The sequence below is a fragment of the Saccharothrix syringae genome, assembly GCF_009498035.1.
Classification (GTDB): domain Bacteria; phylum Actinomycetota; class Actinomycetes; order Mycobacteriales; family Pseudonocardiaceae; genus Actinosynnema; species Actinosynnema syringae.
The window spans coordinates 7,303,861-7,324,029 of the sequence record NZ_CP034550.1 but is presented as its reverse complement, the minus strand read 5'-3'; the positions used below and the strand labels follow the sequence as shown (position 1 = coordinate 7,324,029).

The 20,169-nt window shown below is 73.5% G+C and carries 18 protein-coding genes; 10 read left to right on the top strand and 8 right to left on the bottom strand.

The features are described from left to right. The first annotated feature begins 6 nt into the window (after window positions 1-6). Entirely contained in the window at window positions 7-516 is a 510-nt protein-coding gene (locus tag EKG83_RS30950) for a flavin reductase family protein (RefSeq protein ID WP_033432050.1), read from the top strand. Between the two features lie 35 nt (window positions 517-551). Here the strand turns inward: EKG83_RS30950 and EKG83_RS30945 are convergent, their stop codons facing one another. The 3 genes from EKG83_RS30945 to EKG83_RS30935 form a co-directional block, all read right to left on the bottom strand. Then, window positions 552-1,412, bottom strand: a complete 861-nt coding sequence (locus EKG83_RS30945; RefSeq protein ID WP_051766189.1) for an ABC transporter permease — start codon at window positions 1,410-1,412, stop codon at window positions 552-554. Continuing rightward, window positions 1,409-4,159: an alpha/beta fold hydrolase gene (locus tag EKG83_RS30940; protein ID WP_033432127.1), complete on the bottom strand. Its 2,751-nt coding sequence runs from the start codon at window positions 4,157-4,159 to the stop codon at window positions 1,409-1,411. The genes EKG83_RS30945 and EKG83_RS30940 overlap by 4 nt, the downstream gene beginning before the upstream one ends. A gap of 151 nt (window positions 4,160-4,310) precedes the next feature. Further along, entirely contained in the window at window positions 4,311-5,378 is a 1,068-nt protein-coding gene (locus tag EKG83_RS30935) for a glycerophosphodiester phosphodiesterase family protein (protein ID WP_051766207.1), read from the bottom strand. Between the two features lie 171 nt (window positions 5,379-5,549). Here EKG83_RS30935 and EKG83_RS30930 point away from each other — a divergent pair, with 171 nt between their 5' ends. From EKG83_RS30930 to EKG83_RS30900, 7 genes are read left to right on the top strand one after another with little or no spacing between them, the layout of a single operon-like run. After that, window positions 5,550-6,266 (top strand): tryptophan 2,3-dioxygenase family protein, encoded by a 717-nt coding sequence (locus EKG83_RS30930; protein ID WP_033432049.1) that lies wholly within the window; start codon window positions 5,550-5,552, stop codon window positions 6,264-6,266. After that, window positions 6,263-7,432 carry an aminotransferase class V-fold PLP-dependent enzyme gene (locus EKG83_RS30925; RefSeq protein WP_051766188.1) on the top strand — a complete coding sequence of 390 codons (1,170 nt, stop codon included), beginning with the start codon at window positions 6,263-6,265 and terminating at the stop codon, window positions 7,430-7,432. Before EKG83_RS30930 ends, EKG83_RS30925 begins: the two co-directional genes overlap by 4 nt. Window positions 7,433-7,434: 2 nt before the next feature. Next, the gene (locus EKG83_RS30920; RefSeq protein WP_063741361.1) at window positions 7,435-8,706 is read left to right on the top strand and encodes a tryptophan 2,3-dioxygenase; all 1,272 of its coding nucleotides are present in this window, start codon (window positions 7,435-7,437) and stop codon (window positions 8,704-8,706) included. Continuing rightward, window positions 8,703-10,316: an FAD-dependent monooxygenase gene (locus tag EKG83_RS30915; RefSeq protein WP_051766187.1), complete on the top strand. Its 1,614-nt coding sequence runs from the start codon at window positions 8,703-8,705 to the stop codon at window positions 10,314-10,316. The genes EKG83_RS30920 and EKG83_RS30915 overlap by 4 nt, the downstream gene beginning before the upstream one ends. A 28-nt stretch (window positions 10,317-10,344) precedes the next feature. Next, window positions 10,345-10,752: a Rieske (2Fe-2S) protein gene (locus EKG83_RS30910; protein ID WP_033432048.1), complete on the top strand. Its 408-nt coding sequence runs from the start codon at window positions 10,345-10,347 to the stop codon at window positions 10,750-10,752. 2 nt (window positions 10,753-10,754) lie between these two features. Beyond that, on the top strand, window positions 10,755-11,522 hold the full coding sequence (locus tag EKG83_RS30905) for a cyclase family protein (protein WP_033432047.1): 768 nt from the start codon (window positions 10,755-10,757) through the stop codon (window positions 11,520-11,522). Continuing rightward, window positions 11,522-13,789: an ATP-binding cassette domain-containing protein gene (locus EKG83_RS30900; protein WP_407690795.1), complete on the top strand. Its 2,268-nt coding sequence runs from the start codon at window positions 11,522-11,524 to the stop codon at window positions 13,787-13,789. Before EKG83_RS30905 ends, EKG83_RS30900 begins: the two co-directional genes overlap by 1 nt. Here EKG83_RS30900 and EKG83_RS30895 read toward each other — a convergent pair. The 4 genes from EKG83_RS30895 to EKG83_RS30880 form a co-directional block, all read right to left on the bottom strand. Further along, the gene (locus EKG83_RS30895) at window positions 13,764-14,195 is read right to left on the bottom strand and encodes a cobalamin B12-binding domain-containing protein (RefSeq protein WP_051766186.1); all 432 of its coding nucleotides are present in this window, start codon (window positions 14,193-14,195) and stop codon (window positions 13,764-13,766) included. The two genes, EKG83_RS30900 and EKG83_RS30895, sit on opposite strands and share 26 nt — an antisense overlap. After that, window positions 14,174-15,763, bottom strand: a complete 1,590-nt coding sequence (locus tag EKG83_RS30890; protein WP_051766185.1) for a methylmalonyl-CoA mutase family protein — start codon at window positions 15,761-15,763, stop codon at window positions 14,174-14,176. Before EKG83_RS30890 ends, EKG83_RS30895 begins: the two co-directional genes overlap by 22 nt. After that, window positions 15,760-16,590: an aminotransferase class I/II-fold pyridoxal phosphate-dependent enzyme gene (locus EKG83_RS30885; RefSeq protein WP_170191868.1), complete on the bottom strand. Its 831-nt coding sequence runs from the start codon at window positions 16,588-16,590 to the stop codon at window positions 15,760-15,762. Before EKG83_RS30885 ends, EKG83_RS30890 begins: the two co-directional genes overlap by 4 nt. Window positions 16,591-16,905: 315 nt before the next feature. Further along, window positions 16,906-17,817 carry an SDR family oxidoreductase gene (locus tag EKG83_RS30880; RefSeq protein ID WP_033432044.1) on the bottom strand — a complete coding sequence of 304 codons (912 nt, stop codon included), beginning with the start codon at window positions 17,815-17,817 and terminating at the stop codon, window positions 16,906-16,908. 91 nt (window positions 17,818-17,908) lie between these two features. Here EKG83_RS30880 and EKG83_RS30875 point away from each other — a divergent pair, with 91 nt between their 5' ends. After that, on the top strand, window positions 17,909-18,697 hold the full coding sequence (locus EKG83_RS30875) for an arylamine N-acetyltransferase family protein (RefSeq protein WP_033432043.1): 789 nt from the start codon (window positions 17,909-17,911) through the stop codon (window positions 18,695-18,697). Between the two features lie 422 nt (window positions 18,698-19,119). Further along, a complete protein-coding gene (locus EKG83_RS30870) occupies window positions 19,120-19,476 on the top strand; it encodes an ester cyclase (RefSeq protein WP_033432042.1) in 357 nt (118 codons plus the stop codon). On the opposite strand, the gene EKG83_RS30865 is transcribed toward EKG83_RS30870, so the two are convergent. Beyond that, the gene (locus EKG83_RS30865; protein WP_033432041.1) at window positions 19,456-20,145 is read right to left on the bottom strand and encodes a hypothetical protein; all 690 of its coding nucleotides are present in this window, start codon (window positions 20,143-20,145) and stop codon (window positions 19,456-19,458) included. The two genes, EKG83_RS30870 and EKG83_RS30865, sit on opposite strands and share 21 nt — an antisense overlap. Between the last annotated feature and the right edge of the window lie 24 nt (window positions 20,146-20,169).

The window sequence follows — 20,169 nt, the reverse complement described above, 5'->3', positions numbered from 1 at the left end:
CCTGAAATGATTTTCGCGCACTCGCACCGGCCTTCGGTGGACGCGGCCACGTTCCGCCGGGCCATGGCCCAACTGCCCGCCCCGCTGACCGTCCTGACCTGCTACGGGCCGGACGGGGCGATGGTCGGGCTGACCGTCAACGCGGTGTGCTCGCTGTCCGCGTCACCGCCGCTGGTGCTGGTCTGCCTGAACCGGGCGAACTACAGCCACGACCTCGTGGTCAACGCCGCCGGTTTCTGCCTGCACGTGCTCGAACCGGGTCAGCAGGACCTCGCCACCCGGTTCGCGTCGCCGGTCGACCGCTTCTCCGGGCAGCGCGTGCGCCACGGCGCCGCGCCCGAGCTGACCGACGTGCGGGTGCGGATCGTCTGCACCCCGGACGGCGTCCGCGACGGCGGCGACCACACCATCCTGCTCGGCCGGGTGGTGGAGGTGGCGAGCCCCGAGGACAACGACGGCGGCGGCCTGGTGTGGCACCGCCGCGGTCCCGCCAACGCCGTGCGCCGGGTGTCCTGAACCCCTTCCGGGACGCGGGACACCCGGCGCACCGGTCAGCTGGTGATGTCCTTGCGGCTGAACCGGCGGGCCGCCAGCACGCCGAGCGCGGTGGCGTAGACCAGCGACAGCAGCGTGCCGTTGGCCATGTTCGTCCAGTCCACCGACGCGGAGAACACGTCGATCCAGGCGAACGCGTAGTGCGTCGGCAGGTACTCCCGCGCGGCGCCCAGCGCGGTGATCGCGTCCAGGATCTGCGACAGCACCGCCGCCAGCACCCCGCCGCCCACGGCCGCCAGCGGCGAGTCGAACACCACCGACAGCAGCAGCGCGAGCCCGGCCATCCACGCCAGTTGCACCACGATGTAGGCGCCGGTGATGGCCAGCGCGAGCACGCTCTCGCCGAACGGCACCGCGTCACCCGCCGGGCTGGTCGCGTCACCCGCGCCGTACCGGACCACGCCCACCAGCAGCGACATCGCCGGGAACAGCAGCAGCGCGCCCGTCGACAGCACACCGGCGGCCAGCGCCTTCTGCCGCAGCAGCCGCGGCCGCGGCACCGGGATGGCCAGCAGGTACTTCAGCGTCGACCAGGACGCCTCGCCCGCGACCGCGTCGCCGAAGAACGAGGCGACCACCAGCGGCAGCAGGAACGAGCCCGCCACGTACAGGCCGAACACCGCGAAGTTGGGCGCGCTGACCACCGCCAGGTCGGCGAACGTGCTGCCGCGCTGCTCCGGGTCCGGGTCGCCGCCCACGCCGAAGGCGACCACCAGCACCACGGGCAGCAGCGCGACCAGGCCCAGCAGCAGCTTCGTCCGCTTGCGGCGCAACTGCCTGCGCAGCTCCACGCCGAGCCGGAGCGTGCGGGAGGGCCGGAACCCGTGCTCCGCGTCGAGGTCCAGGACTTCGCTCATGATCCCTCTCCGACCAGTTGCAGGAACGCGTCTTCCAGCCGGCGCCGGGGACCGGCCCGCCCGACCGAGACGCCCGCGCCCACCAGCGCGGCCACCGCGTCCCCGCACGGCACGCCGTTGAGGTTCGCGTGCACCTCGTCGCCGTCGACGACCACGTCGGACACGCCGGGGATCGCGCCCAGGGCGAGGGCGGCGACCTCGGGGCGGTCGACCGCGAAGCTCGCCGCACCGCCCGCCGCGGCGATCTCGTCCACCGCGCCGGACGCGATCACCCGGCCGTGGTGCACCACGACGACGTGCGACGCGGTCTGCTCCACCTCGGCCAGCAGGTGCGAGGACACCAGCACGGTCCGGCCGGTCGCGGCGTACCGGCGCAGCACCTCGCGCATCGCGTGGATCTGCGGCGGGTCCAGCCCGTTGGCCGGCTCGTCGAGCACCAGCAGGTCCGGCAGGCCCAGCATGGCCTGCGCGATGGCCAGCCGCTGCCGCATGCCCTGGCTGTAGGTGCGCGCCGGGCGGTGCACCGCGTCGCCGAGCCCGGCGATCTCCAGCGCCTCCTCCAGGTGCGCCTGCTCGGCGGGCCTGCCGGTCGCCGCCCAGTGGGCGCGCAGGTTCTCCAGGCCGGACAGGTGCGGCAGGAACCCGGCGCTCTCCACGAACGACCCGATCCGGGCCAGCACCGGCGCGCCCGGCGTCACCAGGCGGCCGAACACCCGGATCGTCCCGCCGGTCGGCGTGATCAGGCCCATCAGCATGCGCAGCGTGGTCGTCTTGCCCGCGCCGTTGGGGCCGAGCAGCCCGAGCACCTGGCCGCGCTCGACCCGGAACGACAGCCCGTCGACGGCCTTGAAGCCGCTCGTGTAGGACTTGGACAGGTCGGAGATCACCAGCGGCGTGCCGGCCAGCGCGGGGTCGAAGTCCTGCACGCGCCTGCGCCGGAAGCCGACCACGAGCGCGAGCAACAGCGCCGCGCCGAGCACCCCGGCGATGCCGAGCAACTGCGCCACCGGCGCGGACGACTCGATCGGCACGGCCGCCACCACCGGCACCTCCACCGACCCTGCCAGCGACACCCGGTAGGACGCGGGCACGGTGGGCGTGCGGTAGGTCTGGTCGGTGGTGGCCACCGAGACCTGCAGCTCGTGACCGCTGTCGAAGGGACGCACGATGCCCGCGAGGGATACGGTCACCTCGACCGGCGAACCGTCCGCGGGCAGCGGTGGCAGCCGGACCGGTGCGACCGCGTTGCCGGGCAGCGCGCGGGTGCCGTTGGGATCGCGGTCGAAGACCTTGACGAACAGCACGCCCTCACCGGGCGGCCCCACGGCCGAGACCCGCAGCCGGATCGAGGCGGAGCCCGCGGCCAGCAACTGGCCGTCCAGCGGCGCGGACGTGAAGGTGGCCTGCTGCCCCGGCAGGTCCATGCCGAACAGCGACGCCAGGGGCGACTGCGCCAACCGGCCGTTCAACGCGGGCATCCCGCTGATCGCGGCGGGCAGCCCACCGGGCGGCGTGATGACCACCTGCTCGCCACCGGCCAGCTCCAGCCGCCGGCGCTCGGTGGCACCGCCGCGCAACCCCGGGTAAGAGTCGGCCCGCACCGTCCGGGTGGACGGCGCGCCCTCCGGCGTGATCCCACCCTGCACGTCGTACTCGAAGGCACCAAAAGGATTGGCGCCCGTGCCCATGAGCCGGAACTCCAGCCAGTCGACGATGCGGGCGCGCAACTTCTCGTCGGGGTACGCCCCGTCGTGCCCGCCCGCGAACCACACCACCTGCACGTCACCGCCGGCAGCCGTGATCTGCCGCGCGTTGGCGTCGGCCTGGTCGAGCCCGAACAGGGTGTCCTGCTCACCCTGCACCAGCAGGGTCGGCGCGGTGATCGAGGAGGTCACCGACGCGGGGGAGAGGGTGCGCAGCAGGCGCAGGGTGTCCTCGCCCATCGCCCCGGTCGTGGCCAGCTCGGTCCAGGCCCGGCAGACCGCCTCGGTGAAGCGCCCGCATACCGCGGCCAGGTCGGCACCGACCTGGAGCGACGCCGGTTCCGTGGTGCCCTCGGAGGGCACCACGGAGTCCACGCCCATGGAGTAGAGGAACCCGGCCCAGGAACTCTTGAACACCCCGTTGGCGGCAAAGGCACCGGAAGCCGGCGTAGTGCCCCCACTCGGCCGTTCGGAGGCCGCATTGGGCAACAGCCCCTGCACGAGGTCGTTGTAAGTGATCACCGGGACCAGTGCGTCGATCCGCCGGTCGGTGCCCGCCAACAGCAGGGACAGAGAACCACCGTAAGACGCGCCGGACACGGCGATGCGCGGATCACCGGGCCCGTCCAGCACGACGTCCGGCCGCGCGGCCAGCCGGTCGACGAGGTACCGGGCGTCGGCGACCTCGGCCCCGGGATCGTTCAACCCGATCCGACCAGTGCTGCGCCCGAACCCCCGAGCGGAGTACGTCTGCACGATGAACCCGGCCTCGGCCAGCTCCCGCGCATCGGTGTCCACGCTGTGCTTGTCACCGCCAAAGCCGTGCGCCAACAGCACGGCGGGCGCAGGGGTCCGCTCGGGTAGGAACAGGCTGGTCTCCAGCGACACCCCGCCGGCCACCTCGACAAAGCCCTCCTCGACCTTCACCGAGGGGGTCGTCGGACCATCGCGGGAGACCCACACCCCGGTCGCGGCAAGGAGCACCGCGACGACAGCGCCTAGCGCGACCAGGGTGCCGCGCGACCGTGTCACCTGCCACCGCATCTTCACCGGTCCGACGCTAGGACGGCGGCGTATCAGCCGGGTCTTGCCGGAGCGGTCGGCGCTCTGAGCTGTGGGGGCTTTGGGTGGGACTGTGGGGGGTGCTCTTCGGGGCTGGGCAGCTCGTGAAGCCCGGCTGAGCGTGCAGCTGACCTCACCGCCGAGCCTGCCGCCGAGCCGTCACCCCCAAATCAACGTGATCGGTGAACGCCCCGTCCAACCCCACCTCGAAGTACTCCTCCAACAGATCAGCCATCCGCCCGCGCCCAGCACCATCCGCCGAAGACCGGTAAGCCCCGGGCAGCAGCTCGTTCTCCGCGGAGAACGTGTAGGCGTGCACGGCCAACCCCACCCGATGCGCCTGCCGCACCAACCCCGTCGGCTTCCCAAGAGTGCCGTCCTCCTCCCAAGGGATCACCATGGTCTGGTCAACCCCCACGACATCGGCGTAACCAGCCATCGCAGCCAGCGCCTCAACCGTCACCTGCTCCGGCGCCCACACCAGTTGCACCAGCGGCACGCGCAGCCGACCGTCCAACCACCGCAGGTTGTCCGACTCGAACGACTGCACGAACACCCGCGCCCCCCGGTGGTTCAGCCCGTTCGCGTTCAACGTGCGCACGAGCGCCGGTTCGAGCGGCAGCCCCAGGCCGGCGAAGTACGACGGGTGCTTGGTCTCCGGGTACAGCCCGATGGGACGACCCAGCTCCCGAGACAACCGCCGAGCCAGCGCAATGACCTCCTGAAAGGTCAACACGCTGTACCGACCGTCGTACGCCGCGCTCCCGGGCCGCAACGAGGGCCGCGGCTCGCGCGCCCGCAGGGTCTTCAGCTCGGCCAGCGTGAAGTCCTCGGTGAACCACCCCGTCATCTCCCAACCGTCAACCACCTTGGTAGTCCGACGGGAAGCGAACTCCGGGTGCGCGGCCACGTCCGTACTACCACCGATCTCGTTCTCGTGCCGCGCGACCAGCACCCCGTCCTTCGTGGACACCAGGTCGGGCTCCAGGTAGTCCGCACCCATCCGGGCGGCCAGCTCGTAGGCGCCCGCGGTGTGCTCGGGCCGGTAACCGGACGCGCCGCGGTGCCCGATGACGAGCGGCCTGCCGTGCCCGGCGGCGACTTCCGGACCCGGATGAGCGGCAGCCGGCGGCACCGCGCCGAGCTGGAGCAGCAGCACGGCCGCCGCAGCGAGCCGGGCCGGTGTTGCGATCCTCGTCATGGGGCTCTCCTCCAGGAGGCGGCGGTACACGTGCGGTCGCGGCAATCCTCAAGTCGCGCACCGCGACGGGGCAATCGGATGAGAGCCGGGTGAAGACCCTTCTGATAGGCGCGCTCCGTAGCGTCGCCGTGGTGATCGCCAACCCGGCGACGCGACAGTGGGGGTCGCTGCATGAAGGACTACTCCCGACAGGTGTTGGCAGGCGAGGGCAGGGACGACTACGCCAGGTACATGCGCACCGACGCGTTGCTGTCCCTGCAACGGCGTCCGGAGGAGGTGGTGCACCGCGACGAGCTGCTGTTCCAGGTGGTGCACCAGTCCACCGAACTGTGGCTGAAGCTCGCCTGCGCCGAGGTGGCCGAGGCGGCGGACCGCATCACCACCGACGACCTGGACACCGCGATCCGGCTGCTGGGCCGGGCCGCGCTCGGCATCGACCTGGTGACGAACCAGCTGGAGATGATGGGCCACCTGTCCCCGTGGGACTTCCAGACCATCCGGACCGTGCTGGGCCACGGTTCCGGCGCCGACTCGCCGGGATGGCGCTCGGTGCAGCGGCACAGCCGCCACCTGGGCCGGGTCTTCGACGAGCTGGTGCGCCGCCGCGGCATCGACCTCGCGGAGCTGTACCGCAGCAAGGTGGACAGCGCGGAGCAGCGCCTGGCCGAGGCGATGATCGAGTGGGACGAGCGGATCTCGCTGTGGCGGGTGCGGCACTACAAGATGGCGACCCGGGTCATCGGCCACCAGGTCGTGGGCACCCAGGGCACGCCGGTGGACGTGCTGGCGAAGCTGATCTCGCACAAGTTCTTCCCCGAGCTGTGGCAGGTCCGCACCGAGCTGACCCTCACCGGCCCGATGGCCGAACAGCCCACGGGGCGGACATGACCGTCACCACGACCCTCACGTCCACCGTCTTCCGCGAGCGGTTCCCCGTGCTGCGGCGCAAGACGCACCTGTCCAGTTGCAGCCTCGGCGCGCGCTCGCTGGACCTGGACGACGCCCTGCACCGCATGGTCGAGGACATGACCGCGGGCGGTGGCGCGTGGGAGGCGTTCGAGCACGAGGTCCACCGCGCCCGCGCGGGTTTCGCCGCGCTGATCGGCGCCGAGGTCGACCAGGTCGCCCTCGTGCCCAACGCCTCCACCGGCGCTTACCAAATCGTATCCACTGTGGACTTCACCAGGAGACCGAAGGTCGTCAGCACCTTCGACGAGTTCCCGTCCGTCTCGCACGTGTGGCTGGCACAACGGCCCCGCGGCGCCGAGGTCGTGCACGCCGCCACCGCCGAGGACTACGAGCGCCTGGTCGACCGGCGCACCCGCCTGGTCTCGGTGCCGCTGGTGACCTACCAGCACGGCCGGCGGATGCCGGTCGAGGACGTCGCGCGGCTCGCGCGCGAGGCGGGTGCCGCGGTGTTCGTCGACGCCTACCAGGCGGTCGGCGTGCACCCGGTGGAGGTGTCCGACCTGGACTGCGACTTCCTCGTCGCCGGCGCCATGAAGTACCTGCCCGGCCTGCCCGGGTTGGCCTTCCTCTACGTGCGGTCGCCGGAGCTCACCGACCGCCTCCCCAGGCTGACGGGCTGGTTCGGCCGGGTCGACCCGTTCGCGTTCGACCCGACCGCCCTGGACTTCCCCGGGGCGGCGACCAGGTTCGAGACCGGCACCCCGGCGATCCCCGCGTGCTACGCGGCGAACGCCGCCCTAGGTCTGATCGGAGCCCTCGACCTCGCGGAGGTGCGTATGCACGTGCGGCAACTGACTGAACTGGCCGCGGACCTGCTGACCGGCAGGGGGGAACAGGTGCGCGCGCTGCCGGCGGCCCGGCGCGGCGCGCACATCGGCCTGGTCGACCGGGACCCCGGCGCCCTGGCGCGCGCGCTCGCGGAGCGCGACGTGTCGGTCAGCCCGCGCGGCGACGTCGTGCGGCTGTCCTTCCACTACTACAACAACCTCGACGACGTGGTGGCGCTGTGCGAAGCCGTCGCGGACGTCCGCTCGGCCGCCGGGAGCCTTGCCGTCGAGAGCCCGGCCGCCGGAAGAGGGCGGTAGCCGTGTCCACCGCCGAGCTGAGGTCCTGGCTGCGTTCGCCGGACGTGAAGAGGTTCCCCTACGGCGCGGTGGTGCGCGAGTACCACAGCGCCGGCAAGCACTTCGTGGCCCCCGAGCTGCTGGAGTTGCTGGCCACCGTGCGCGAGCTGCTGCCGGGGCTGCGCGGGCCCTGGCCCCACGTGCAGGCGCTCGCGGCCTTCCTGACCACCGCGCTGGACAAGCCGGACAAGCGCTACGACTACCCGACCTACCTGGCGCTGCCGCTGCTCCAGCTCCCCGCGCCGGACGACCCGGTCGAGCAGGCGCCGTTCGCGCGCACCCGGTGCGACCGGCTGACCGCCCAGCTCGTCTCCGACGCCCTGGCGTTCGAGCTGGCCGCGCTGGACGGCCGGACCACCCTGCTGCCGCAGGCCCGGCCCGACGCCGTGGTGGTGCGCAAGCGGTTCCGGCACGGGCTGCGGGTGCTGCTGCCCGCGCTGGCGCGGATGTCGCTGGACGCCGGGCTCACCGCCACCGAGCCCGTCGACCTCGCCCGGCAGGCGTGCGCCGCGGTGCGCGGCGACATGTCCTACGCCGAGCGGCGCGCCGTGGGGCTGAGCATCCTGCCGGTCTACACCATGCACGACGAGTACCTGTTCCTGCGGGTGCTCCAGGGGTTCGAGACCACCTTCGCCCTGATCGCCACCCACCTCCGCGGCGCCATCGCGGCGCTGGGCGAGGGCGAGGTCGAGCGGGCGGTGCACTTCATGGGCAGCTCGGAGACCGCGCTGCGCGAGTCGTCACCGCTGTTCTCGATGCTGGCCACCATGCAGGTCGAGTCGTTCCGCACGTTCCGCGACTTCACCGAGGGCGCCAGCGCCATCCAGTCCCGCAACTACAAGCTCCTCGAATCGCTGTGCCGGCGGCCCGACCCCGACCGGGTCGAGTCGGCGGCCTACCGGTCGGTGCCCGACGTGCGGGAGCGGGTGCTGGGCGACCAGCCCACGCTCGACGAGGCGTACCGGGCGATGTGCGAGTCCGACGTGGTCGCCGAGGACGCGCGCAAGCCCCTGGCCGACGCCATGGACTCGTTCGCGCGCACCCTGCTGCGCTGGCGCCGCACGCACTACCGGCTCGCGGTCCGGATGCTCGGCGAGGTGCCCGGCACCGGCTACACCGAGGGCACGCCCTACCTGCGCGCCGTGCGCGACATCCCGGTCTTCCACTCGGTGCGGGTGGAGGACGGAGCGGACCACGAGACGGCGGACGACCACGAGACGACGGGGGCACCGTGACCACCAGCAGCGAAGCACCCGTCGGGATCGTCGGGGCGGGCCCGGTCGGCCTGGTCGCCGCGCTGCGGCTGGCCGGCCTGGGCGTGCCGACCGTGGTGCTGGAGGCCGACCCCGAGTTGATCAAGCAGGGCTCCAAGGCGTGCCTCATCCAGGGCGACGTGCTGGAGGTGCTGGACAAGTTCGGCTGCGCCCAGCCCATCGCCGACGAGGGCGTGACCTGGACCGTCGCCCGGACCTACGTGCGCAACCAGGAGATCCGGGCGGCCGAGTACCCGCGCGGCGCGGGCTTCGGCCCGTTCGTCAACATCTCCCAGTACCGCATCGAGCAGGTGCTGGCCGCGGCGGCCGAGGCGGAACCGCTGTGCGACGTGCGGTGGGGCCACAGGGTGACCGGTGTCTGGCAGGACTCCGCCTCGGTCACCGCGCGCGTGCTCACCGCCGACGGCGAGCGGGAGATGACCTTCTCCCACCTGGTCGCCTGCGACGGGGTGCGCAGCGCGCTGCGCGAGATGATCGGCGTCGAGTGGACCGGCTACACCCACAAGGACCGGTTCCTCATCACCGACATCCGCGCCCGCCTGCCGCTGGCCAAGGAGCGGCACTTCCACTACGACCCGGTGTTCAACCCGGGCCGGCAGCTGGTGATGCACCCGCAGCCCGACGACATCTGGCGCATCGACTGGCAGCTGCCGCCGGACGCGGACATCGAGGCCGAGCGCGCCGACGGCCGGTTCGACCGGCGGGTCCGCGCGGTCATCGGCGAGATCCCCTACGAGGTCGACTGGGTCAGCACCTACCGGTTCCACCAGCGGGTCGTCGACCGGCTGCGGGTGGGCCGGGTGCTGTTCGCGGGCGACGCCGCGCACGCCCTGCCGCCGTACGGCTCGCGGGGCATGAACAGCGGCATCCAGGACGCCGACAACCTGGCGTGGAAGATCGCGCTGGTGCGCTCGGGCCGGGCCGGCCAGGAGCTGCTGGAGACCTACCACACCGAGCGGTACGCGGCGGCGCTGGAGAACCTGCGGGTCACCGAGGCGACGATCCGGTTCATGGTGCCGCCGACCCGGCTGCGCCGCTGGACCAGGGCGGTGCTGCTGCGGCTGTCCCGGTCGCTGGGCCTGGCGCGCAAGCACGTCAACAGCGGCCGGATGGCCGAGCCCCACCACTACACCGACTCGCCGCTGGTGCGCACCGGCCACCCGCTGCTGGGCGCGTTCGCGCCCGACGGGGAGGTGCTGGTCGACGGCGCCCGCACCCGGCTGCGCAGGCTGCTCGGCGCCGGCTTCGTCGGCCTGCTGGTCGCCCGCGACGCGCGGGAGGCGGCCGGGCTGGCCGAGGCCGCGTGGACCCGGCAGTGGGACGTACCGGCCCGGCTGGTGGCGGTCCTGCCGCCGGGTGCCGCGACGGACGGGCTGCCCGCGGAGGTCACCGCGGCCGTCGCGGTGGACGACGCGCTCGCGCGGACCTACGGCACCGGGTGGTGGCTGGTCCGCCCCGACGGGCACCTGGCCGCGCGCGACGAGCGCGGCGAACGGTTCGCGAGTGGGCTCCAGGCGGCCGCCGGCATCGTCGGTGCCGGGCTGGTGGACAGGACGGCCGAGCGGTCATGACCGCGGACGAACGGATGGGGAGGCACACATGGGCAGCACGTGCAGCAGGCGCACCCTGATCATCGGGACCGGCGCCGCGGTCGTGGGCGGTGGCGCGCTGGTCGCCGGGTGCGGCGAGGTCGTCCGCACCGCGGAACCACCGCCGCCGGGCACCGCGCTGGGCACCGCGTCGAGCATCCCGGTCGGCGGCGGGCAGATCCTGGCCGAGGCCGGGGTGGTCGTCTGCCAGCCGCAGGAGGGCGTGTTCAAGGCGTTCTCCTCGATCTGCACGCACCGCGGCTGCGCGGTGACCAGCGTCGGGAGCGGGCAGATCGTCTGCGACTGCCACCACAGCGTTTTCTCGATGACCGACGGGTCGGTCACCGACGGACCGGCCGAGCAGCCGCTGCCCGAGTTCAAGCTGGAACTCGACGGCGACGACATCCGGGCGGTGTAGCCGTGAGCGCGCTCACGGGCCTGATGGCCGCACTGCGCACCGGGGCCGTCGAGGTCGTCGACCTCACGGCCCCGCTGTCCGAGCAGACGCCGATCATCGCGCTGCCGCCCGAGCGCGGCCAGCCGTGGCCGTTCTCCCGCGAGGTGATCAGCGACTTCGACGTGGCCGGACCCACCGTCTACTGGAACAACATCAGGCTGTCCGAGCACACCGGCACCCACTTCGACGCCCCGGCGCACTGGCTGTCGGGCAAGGGCGGCCCCGACGTGTCCGAGGTGCCGCCCGCCGACCTGGTCGGCCCCGCGGTCGTGCTCGACTTCTCCGCCGAGGCCGCCGCGGACCCGGACTTCCTGCTGCGCCGCGAGCACGTGGAGCGGTGGCAGGACGAGCACGGCCCGCTGCCCGACCGCGGGTGGCTGCTCTACCGCACCGGCTGGGACGCCCGGGGCAACGACCCGGCCCGGTTCCTCAACGACGGCCACACCCCGGGCGTCGACCCCGACTGCGCCCGCTGGCTCGCCGAGCGCACGCCGGTGATCGGCATCGGGGTGGAGACCGTCGGCACCGACGCCGGGCTGGCGGGCGGGTTCGAGCGCCCGTACCCGTGCCACTGGTTCTTCCACGGCGCGGGCAAGTACGGCCTCACCCAGCTGCGCAACCTCGCCCGGCTGCCGACCACCGGCGCCGTGCTGGTGGCCTCCCCGCTGCCGATCGTGCGCGGTTCCGGCAGCCCGACCCGGGTCCTGGCGCTGGTCGACCGACGGCCATGATGTCCGGCATGGATCATCCCGACGCCCACGGCGCGATCGAGGTGCGCGGCGCCCGGCACAACAACCTGCGCGACGTCTCCCTGGACATCCCCAAGCGCAGGCTGACCGTGTTCACCGGCGTGTCCGGCTCGGGGAAGTCCTCGCTGGTGTTCGGCACGATCGCGGCCGAGTCGCGCCGGCTGCTCAACGAGACCTACACCGCCTACGTCCAGGGCAGGCTGCCCAGGATGAGCCGGCCCGAGGTCGACGCGCTGCGCAACCTCAGCGTGGCCGTGGTGGTCGACCAGGAGCGGATCGGCGCCAACGCCCGGTCCACGGTCGGCACCGTCACCGACGCGCAGCCGGCGCTGCGGGTGCTGTTCAGCAGGCTGGGCACCCCGCACGCCGGCCCGCCGGGCGCGTTCAGCCCGAACACCGCCGAGGGCGCCTGCCCGGCGTGCGACGGGCACGGCCAGGTCTCCGACATCGACCTGGACCGGGTGCTGGACCGGGACCGGTCGCTCAACGAGGGCGCGATCAACGCCCCGCACAGCGACGTCGGCTCGCACTACTGGCAGGTCACCGTCGCCTCGGGCTACTTCGACCCCGACGTCAAGCTGCGGGACTTCACGCCCGAGCAGTGGCACGACCTGCTGGAGCGGCCGGCCACGAAGTTCAAGAAGGGCGCCAGCACCTTCACCTACGAGGGCCTGCTGGTGAAGCTGCGCCGCATCTTCTTCAGCCGCGACCGGGCGGCCATGCGCCCGGACCTGGCCGCCTACGCGGACTCGATCTCCACCACCGCGCCCTGCCGCACCTGCGGCGGCACCCGGCTCAACCCGGCGGCCCTGGCGTCGAAGGTCGCCGGCCGCACCATCGTCGAGTGCTCGGCCATGCAGGTGGACGACCTGGCCGCGTTCGTGCGCGACCTGGACACCTCGTCGGTCGGCCCGGCCGCCGCCGCGCTGTCGGGCGCGCTGGCGTCGCTGGCGCACGTCGGGCTGGGCTACCTCAGCCTGGACCGCGACGCCGCCTCGCTGTCCGGCGGCGAGGCGCAGCGGGTCAAGCTGGTGCGGTACCTGGGCTCCGCGCTCAGCGACATCACCTACGTGTTCGACGAGCCGACCGCGGGCCTGCACCCGCACGACGTGCGGCGGGTCAACGGGCTGCTGCTGGGCGTGCGCGACCGGGGCAACACGGTCCTGGTCGTCGAGCACGACCCCGGCACCATCGCCATCGCCGACCACGTGGTGGACCTGGGCCCCGGCGCGGGCGCGGCGGGCGGGCACGTCTGCTACACCGGCGACGTGGCCGGCCTGCGCGCCTCCGGCACGGCCACCGGGCGCTACCTGGACCACCGGGTGCCGCTGCGCGACCGACCGCGCGCACCGCGCGGGAAGCTGGAGATCACCGGCGCCTCGCTGCACAACCTGCGCGACGTGTCCGTCGACATCCCCGTGGGCGTGCTGACCGTCGTCACCGGCGTGTCGGGCGCGGGCAAGTCGTCGCTGGTGCACGGCTCGCTGGTCGGCCGCGACGGCGTGGTGCTCGTCGACCAGGCCCCGATCCGCGGCTCCCGGCGCGGCAACCCGGCCACCTACACCGGGGCGCTGGACCACGTCAGGGCCGCGTTCGCCCGGGCCAACAAGGTCAAGGCGGCCCTGTTCAGCGCGAACTCCGAGGGCGCCTGCCCGACCTGCAAGGGCCTCGGCGTGGTCTACACCGACCTGGCCGTGATGGCGGGCGTGTCGCTGGAGTGCGAGGCGTGCGAGGGCAGGCGGTACACGCCCGAGGTGCTGACCTACAAGCTGCGCGGCAAGGACATCAGCGAGGTCCTGGACATGCCCGTCGCGCAGGCGCGCGAGTTCTTCCCGACCGGCGGGGTCCGCCCGGTGCTCGACCGGCTCGCCGACGCGGGCCTGGGCTACCTGCGCCTGGGCCAGCCGCTGACCACCCTGTCCGGCGGCGAGCGGCAGCGGCTCAAGCTGGCCGTCCACCTGGCCGAGGAGCAGCGGACCTACGTGCTGGACGAGCCCACGGCGGGCCTGCACCCGGCCGACGTCGAGCACCTGCTGGGGCTGCTGGACCGCCTGGTGGACGCGGGCAGCACCGTGGTCGTGGTCGAGCACCACCAGGCCGTGCTGGCGCACGCCGACTGGGTGGTCGACGTCGGTCCGGGCGCGGGCCACGACGGTGGCCGGGTCGTGTTCACCGGCACGCCCGCCGAGCTGGCCGCCGCCGACACGACCACCGCCGTGCACTTCAGGGAGTACCTGTCCGCGACGTGACCAGCGCGGCGACCTCGTCGACGATCGAGGTCAGCGGGCTGCCGACGCCGAACACCTGGTCCACGCCCAGCGCCAGCAGCTTCGCCCGGTCCGCGGGCGGGATCGTGCCGCCCGCGACGACCACCACGTCGTCCAGCCCGGCCTCGCGGAACGCCGCCATCACCGAGGCGCACTCGGTGAGGTGGTTGCCGGACAGGGTGGACAGGCCCACCAGCACCGGGTCCTCCTGCACGGCGACCGCGGCCAGCTCGGCGGCGACGGTGTGGCCGAGGTAGACCACGTCCATCCCGGCGTCGCGCAGCGCGTTGGCCACCACGATGGCACCGCGCCAGTGCGCGTCCATCCCCAGCTTGGTCACGATCGCCTTGCGACCGCGCAGCGCGGCTACCACAGCGGAAACTCCCATCGTCCCAGCTCGTCGCGGAACACCCGGCCCAGCTCGCCCAGGGTGACGTCGGCGTCGACCGCGGCGAGCACCGCGGGCATCGTGTTCGACCCGTCGCGGCAGGCCCGCGCGACCGCGTCCAGGGCGGCGGCCGCGGCGGCGCGGTCCCGCCGGGCGCGCACCGCGGCCAGCCGCGCGGTCTGCCGCTCCAGGCTGCCGTCGGGCAGCTCGAACAGCGCGGGCTGCTCGTCGTCGCCGTCGAGGTGCGTGTTGACGCCGACCACCAGCGCCTCGCCGGTCTCGATCGCCAACTGGTCGGCGTAGGCGGTGCCGGCCAGCTCGGAGTGCACCCAGCCGCTCTCCGTGGCGGCCACCACGCCGCCCAGGTCGTCGATCTTCCGCACCACGCGGGCCGCGCGCTCCTCCAGCTCGTCGGTCAGGTACTCGACGAGGTGGCTGCCGCCCAGCGGGTCGGCGACCTTGGCCACCCCGGTCTCGTGCAGCAGCACGTACTGCGTGCGCAGCGCGGTCATGGCGGCGTGCTCGCTGGGGATGCAGACCGCCTCGTCGTAGCCGTTGAGGTGCAGCGACTGCGTGCCGCCGCACACCGCGGCCAGGCCCTGGAGGGCGCTGCGGGCGATGTTGACGTGCGCGTGCCGGGCGGAGTTGGTCACGCCCGAGGTCTGCACGTGGTAGCGGAACAGCTGGGCGCGCGGGTCGGTGACGCCGAACTCGTCGCGCACCCAGCGCGCCCACATCCGCCGCAGCGCCCGGTACTTCGCGACCTCCTCGAAGAAGTCGTTGTGCGCGCTGAGGAAGAACGAGACCCGGGCCAGCACGGCCTCGGGGCGGTGGCCGCGGCGCACCAGCTCGCGCGCCACGGCCCGGCCGTGGGCCAGGCACAGCGCCATCTCCAGCACCGCGTCGGCGCCCGCCTCGCGGTAGTTGTAGCCGCTGACGCTGACCGGGTTCCACCGCGGCAGCTCGCGCAGCGCGAAGTCCGCCAGGTCGCACGCCAGCCGGAAGGAACCCGCCGGCGGCAGCGCCTCGGGCGCGATGGTGATGGCCGTCTCCATCAGGAAGTCGTTCTGGCTGGTGCCCGACAGCGAGCGCCGGTCGAAGCCCTGCTGCTCGGCCGACCGCACGAACATGGCCAGGTGCGCCACCGCGCCGATCGGCTGCGACGACACCAGCGACACGCTGACCCGGTCCAGCGGGATGGCCTTGAACAGCACGTCGAAGTCGTCGCGCACGTCCACCGCCACCCCGCCGCGGCCCACGTCGGCCCGCGCCCGCGGCTCGTCGGAGTCGAACGCCCGCAGGCTGGGGTAGTCGAACACGCCGTTGATGCCGGTGGAGCCGCCGTCGAGCAGCATCCGGTAGCGGGCGTTGGTGTCCTGCGCCGTGCCGAACCCGGCGAGCTGCCGGATGGTCCACGGGCGCTCGCGGTACATGCCGGCGCGCACGCCCCTGGTGAACGGGAACTCGCCGGGCCGGCCGACCCGCTCGTCGAGGCCGGGCGCCACCAGCTCGGGGCCCGCGCAAACGGGCAGCGGGACGCCGCTGGCGCTGGTCGTCTCCCGGTTCACGCCGGCACCCCCGTGAGCCGGCGCAGCTCGTCCAGCACCTCGGCCACCTCGTCCGGGCGGCCGACCGGGATGCGCACGTGACCGGCCAGGCCCACGTCCTCCAGGTCGTGCGCCCGGCGGGGACCGGGTACGCCGGCGGGCAGCCGGGCCAGCACGAAGTCGGCGGCGGACGGCTGGAACGGCACGCCCAGCTCGGTCAGGCCGCGGCACAGCAGGGCGCGGGCGGCGCGGTTGTCCGCCCTGGCCCGGTCCAGCACCTCGGGGTGGGCCAGCGCGTGGCGCGCCGCGGCCTCGGCCTCCGGGGCCACGGGGCCGGCGTCGACGCGCGCCACCGCCGCCGGGTCGCCGACGAGGTAGCCGACCTCGACGCCGGGGAAGGAGCGCAGCACGCAGACGTTGCGGCCGTGCGCGGCCCACCAGCGGGCGGAGGTGAAGCCGGGGCCCAGCGCGTACTCGGCGCTGGTCTCGTCGAACACGACCAGCGCGCCGTGGCGGCGGGCCGACGCGCACAGCCTGGGCACGGACTCCGCGCTGAGCACGCTGCCGGTGGTCTCGTGGGGGTTGCCGACGAAGGCGGTGCGGGCGCCGCGCTCGAAGCGCAGGCACAGCTCGGCCACGGCGACCCGGTAGTCGTCGAGGAGGGGCAGCTCGTCGACGGCGATGCCGGCCGCGCGCAGGCGGCGCGCGTGCGAGGTGTGGCGGTCGACCACGACCGGACCGCCGTGCGCGGCCAGCCGGAGGACGAGCTCGTCGGTCCCGCCGGCCGCGACGACCCGGTCCGGGCCCACGAAGTGGTGGGCCGCGATGCTCTCTCTTAGGCTCCTCACCAGCCGAAAGTAGCGCCGGTGGCTCTCAGGCCGGTCTTGCCGACAGGGGGTTGGGGGCCGGTGAGGGGGCGGCCGGTGTGGTGCGGGCGCGGTGTGGCGCTGGCGCCGGTGCCGGCGTGGGTGTGGCGCTGGCGTGGCTGCGGTGCCGGCGCGGGTGTGGTGCCGGCGTGGCTGCGGTGCCGGCGCGGGTGTGGTGCCGGCGTGGCTGCGGTGCCGGCGCGGGTGTGGTGCCGGCGTGGCTGCCGGTGCGGTGCCGGTCGGGTGCGGCGCGGTCGGGTGCGGGCGCGGACGAGGCGCGGGCGGTCCGGCTCCCGGTCAGCGGTAGCCGGTGGTGTCGGCGGGCTTGCCGGGGTCCTGGACCTCGACCATGTACCGCCACGCGTCGGGCCGGCTGCCGTCGAGGTCGGTGAAGCCGTAGACCTGCGCCAACTGCCCGCTGGACAGCGACTGGCCGTGCCACCGGGACACGTCCGGGTCGGCGGCCAGCGCCGCCACCGCGCGGCCCACGTAGGCCGGGCTCTCCGAGATCGCGAAGTGCGGCTGGAACTTCGTCGCGTCGCGCCAGTTCTCCTCGGTCACGCCGAACTCGCCCAGCATGAACTCCGAGCGCAGCCAACCCGGGGTGAGCAGGACGGCCGTGGCGCCGTGCGGCTCCACCTCGTGGGCCAGCGCGAACGCGATGCGGCTGACCGCGCCCTTGGCCAGGTCGTAGAAGAAGGAGTTCCGGTAGTTGACCGCGTTGTACTCGTTGGTGCCGTCGGTGACCTCGACGACCAGGCCGCCGGGGGAGCGCAGCAGCAGCGGGAGGGCGAAGTGGCTGGTGATGACGTGCGTGTCGACGGCCAGCCGCAGCGTGTGCAGGCCCTTGTCCAGGTCCGACTCCCACACCGGCTTCTGCCACTCGACCGCGGTGGTGCCCCAGATGTCGTTGACCAGGACGTGCAGCGCGCCCTGCTCCTCGTCGACGCGCTCCACCAGGTCGCGCACCTGCTCGGGCACGAGGTGGTCGACCTGGACCGCGATGCCCCGCCCGCCCGCGGCGGTGACCTGCTCGGCGGTCTCCTCGATGGTCTCGGGCCGGTTCATCTCCGACTTCTGCGACCGGGTCGAGCGGCCGGTGACGTACACGGTGGCGCCGGCCGCGCCCAGCTGGACCGCGATGCCGCGCCCGGCGCCGCGCGTGCCGCCTGCCACCAGGGCGACCTTGCCTGCCAACGGTTGAGTCATGCGGCGGACTGTATCGGGGCCCTCTCAAGGTGCACTTGAGCCGGTCTCGACGGCGCGGGCGCGGGGCCGCGGATTGGCACCATCGGGTGTCATGGACCAGCGGATGGTGCGGGACTACCTGGAGCGCATCGGTGCGCCGATGCCGCGCGCGGCCGACCTCGGAGCCCTGCGCGCACTGCACGAGAGGCACCTGCTGACGGTGCCGTTCGAGAACATCTACACCCGCATGGGCACGCCGGTCGGGCTGGACGAGGACGTGTTCGTCGACAAGGTCGTCCGGCTGCGCCGCGGCGGTGGCTGCTACGAGCTGAACGGCGCCTTCGCCGCCCTGCTGCGCGCGTTGGGCTACCGGGTGACGCTGCTGGCGGCCGCGCCGTTCAAGCCGGACGGCGAGCCGATGTTCGCCCTGGACCACCTCGTGCTCCGGGTCGACCTCGACCGCCCCTGGATGCTCGACGTGGGTTTCGGCCAGGGCTACGTGTTCCCGCTGGCCATGGACACCGACGAGCCGCAGCACGACCCGGCGGGGGAGTTCCGGGTGGTGCCCGCCGACCACGGCGACGTCGACGTGCTGTTCGACGGGGCGCCGAAGTACCGGGTGGAGGCGCACCCGAGGCGGTGGTGCGACTTCCAGCCGTCGTGGGACTGGCACCACGCGTCGCCGGAGTCGTTCTGGAACACGATGGACCTGTGCTCGCTGAAGACCCCCGCGGGTCGGGTGACGCTGCACGGGAACAGGCTGATCACCACCGAGGCCGGCACGACGAGCGAGCGGCTGCTGGACGACGACGAGGTGGTCGACGTCTACCGCGGCACGTTCGGCATCGACCTGGACCGGCCGCCGTCGGCGTTCCGGCGGGCCGTCGCGGTGGCGGGCTGAGGGGTTCGGCGGCCCGGGGGCTGCCCCGGACGGGGCGGTCGCCGGGGTGGTCGTGCAACGCCAGAGCCGGGGGAGGCGCCCGGTCGGGAACCCGACCCGGACCGCCTGGTCGAGCAGTTGATGCGGGCGGTGGGTGCCACCGCCCTCGCCGCCACCGCCCTCGCCGCCACCGCCCTCACCGCCACCGGGGTCGCGATGACGGTGACGGCGGTGTCGAGGACGCGCTTCTCCGCAACCCGCGCCAGCTGCGCGCCCAGTCCGTGTTCGCCACCAACACCGCCACCAACACCGCCGTCGCGCCGGCCGTGGACGCCTCCGGGTGCGTCCTGACCGGCCCGAGGCAAACGGAGGGCCACCCCGTACAGTCGGTCGGGTAACCGGGGTGCCACCCCGGTTGGCCCCGAGACGAGGAGGGCGCGCCGATGACCACGCGCGAACCCGGTGACCTGGTGCGACGGATGGTGGAGTGCTTCAACACCCGCCGGTTCGACGAGGCCGACGCGTTGTTCGCCCCCGACTTCTTCAGCCACCCGCTGGGCACCACCGGGTTCGAGGCGGGCAAGCGGGCCTGGCGCACCCTGGTCGCCCACTTCCCCGACTACCGCATCGTCGTCGAGGACGTCCTGGTCGACCGCGACCGGGTCGCCGTCCGCTCGTCCGTCGAGGGTGTCCCGGACCGCGGCGTGCGGCCGGTGCTGATCGAGATCTTCCGGGTCGAGGACGGCCGCTTCGCGGAGGCGTGGGGACTGGGGCAGGGCCTACCCCTCGACGTCCTCTGACCACTGCCACTCGCCGGGGAACGCCTCCACCACCGCCCCCAGCGCCGCCGGCGTCCGGCCGCGCACCATGAGGAACCCGCCCTCGACGAGGCGGACCACCGCGTCGTCGCCCGCGTACCAGCGCGAGCCACCCACATCGGGCACGACCAGCGGCGTGAACGCGCGCCCGACCCGCTCGACCTCGTCGTCCCCCAGCTCGCGGCAGTCGGTCAGCCCGTCCTCCAGCATGAGCGACTCGGCCAGCACCATCTCCACGCACGCGAGCGAGAACCGGTCGAGGAACGGCTCCCACCGCTCCACCCGCTTGTCGGCCAGGTCGGGCCGCAGGAACACCGGCGGGTCGTCGCCCGACAGCGCCACGCCCCAATGCGCGCACCCCTGGTTCTCCACCCGGTGCACGAGCACGTCGTCCCACACCCGCAACTGTTCGGGCGCCAGCAGCTCGTCCTGGATGCTGGTCAAATCGGCCCGCCGCCCGAACAGCGCGTACGCCTCCCGCACCGCCGCGGGCAGCCGCAGGCCCAGCCGTTCCTCGGCCTCGTCGACCGCGCACCCGTCGCCCTCGCCGAGCGGCGTCACGAAGTGCTCGGCGTACTCCCGCACGAACCGCCAGGCGCCGTCCCGGTCCACCGATGCCCGCCGCACCGCCGCGATGATGTCGAACCCCATGCGGCGACACCTTATTGGCACCGC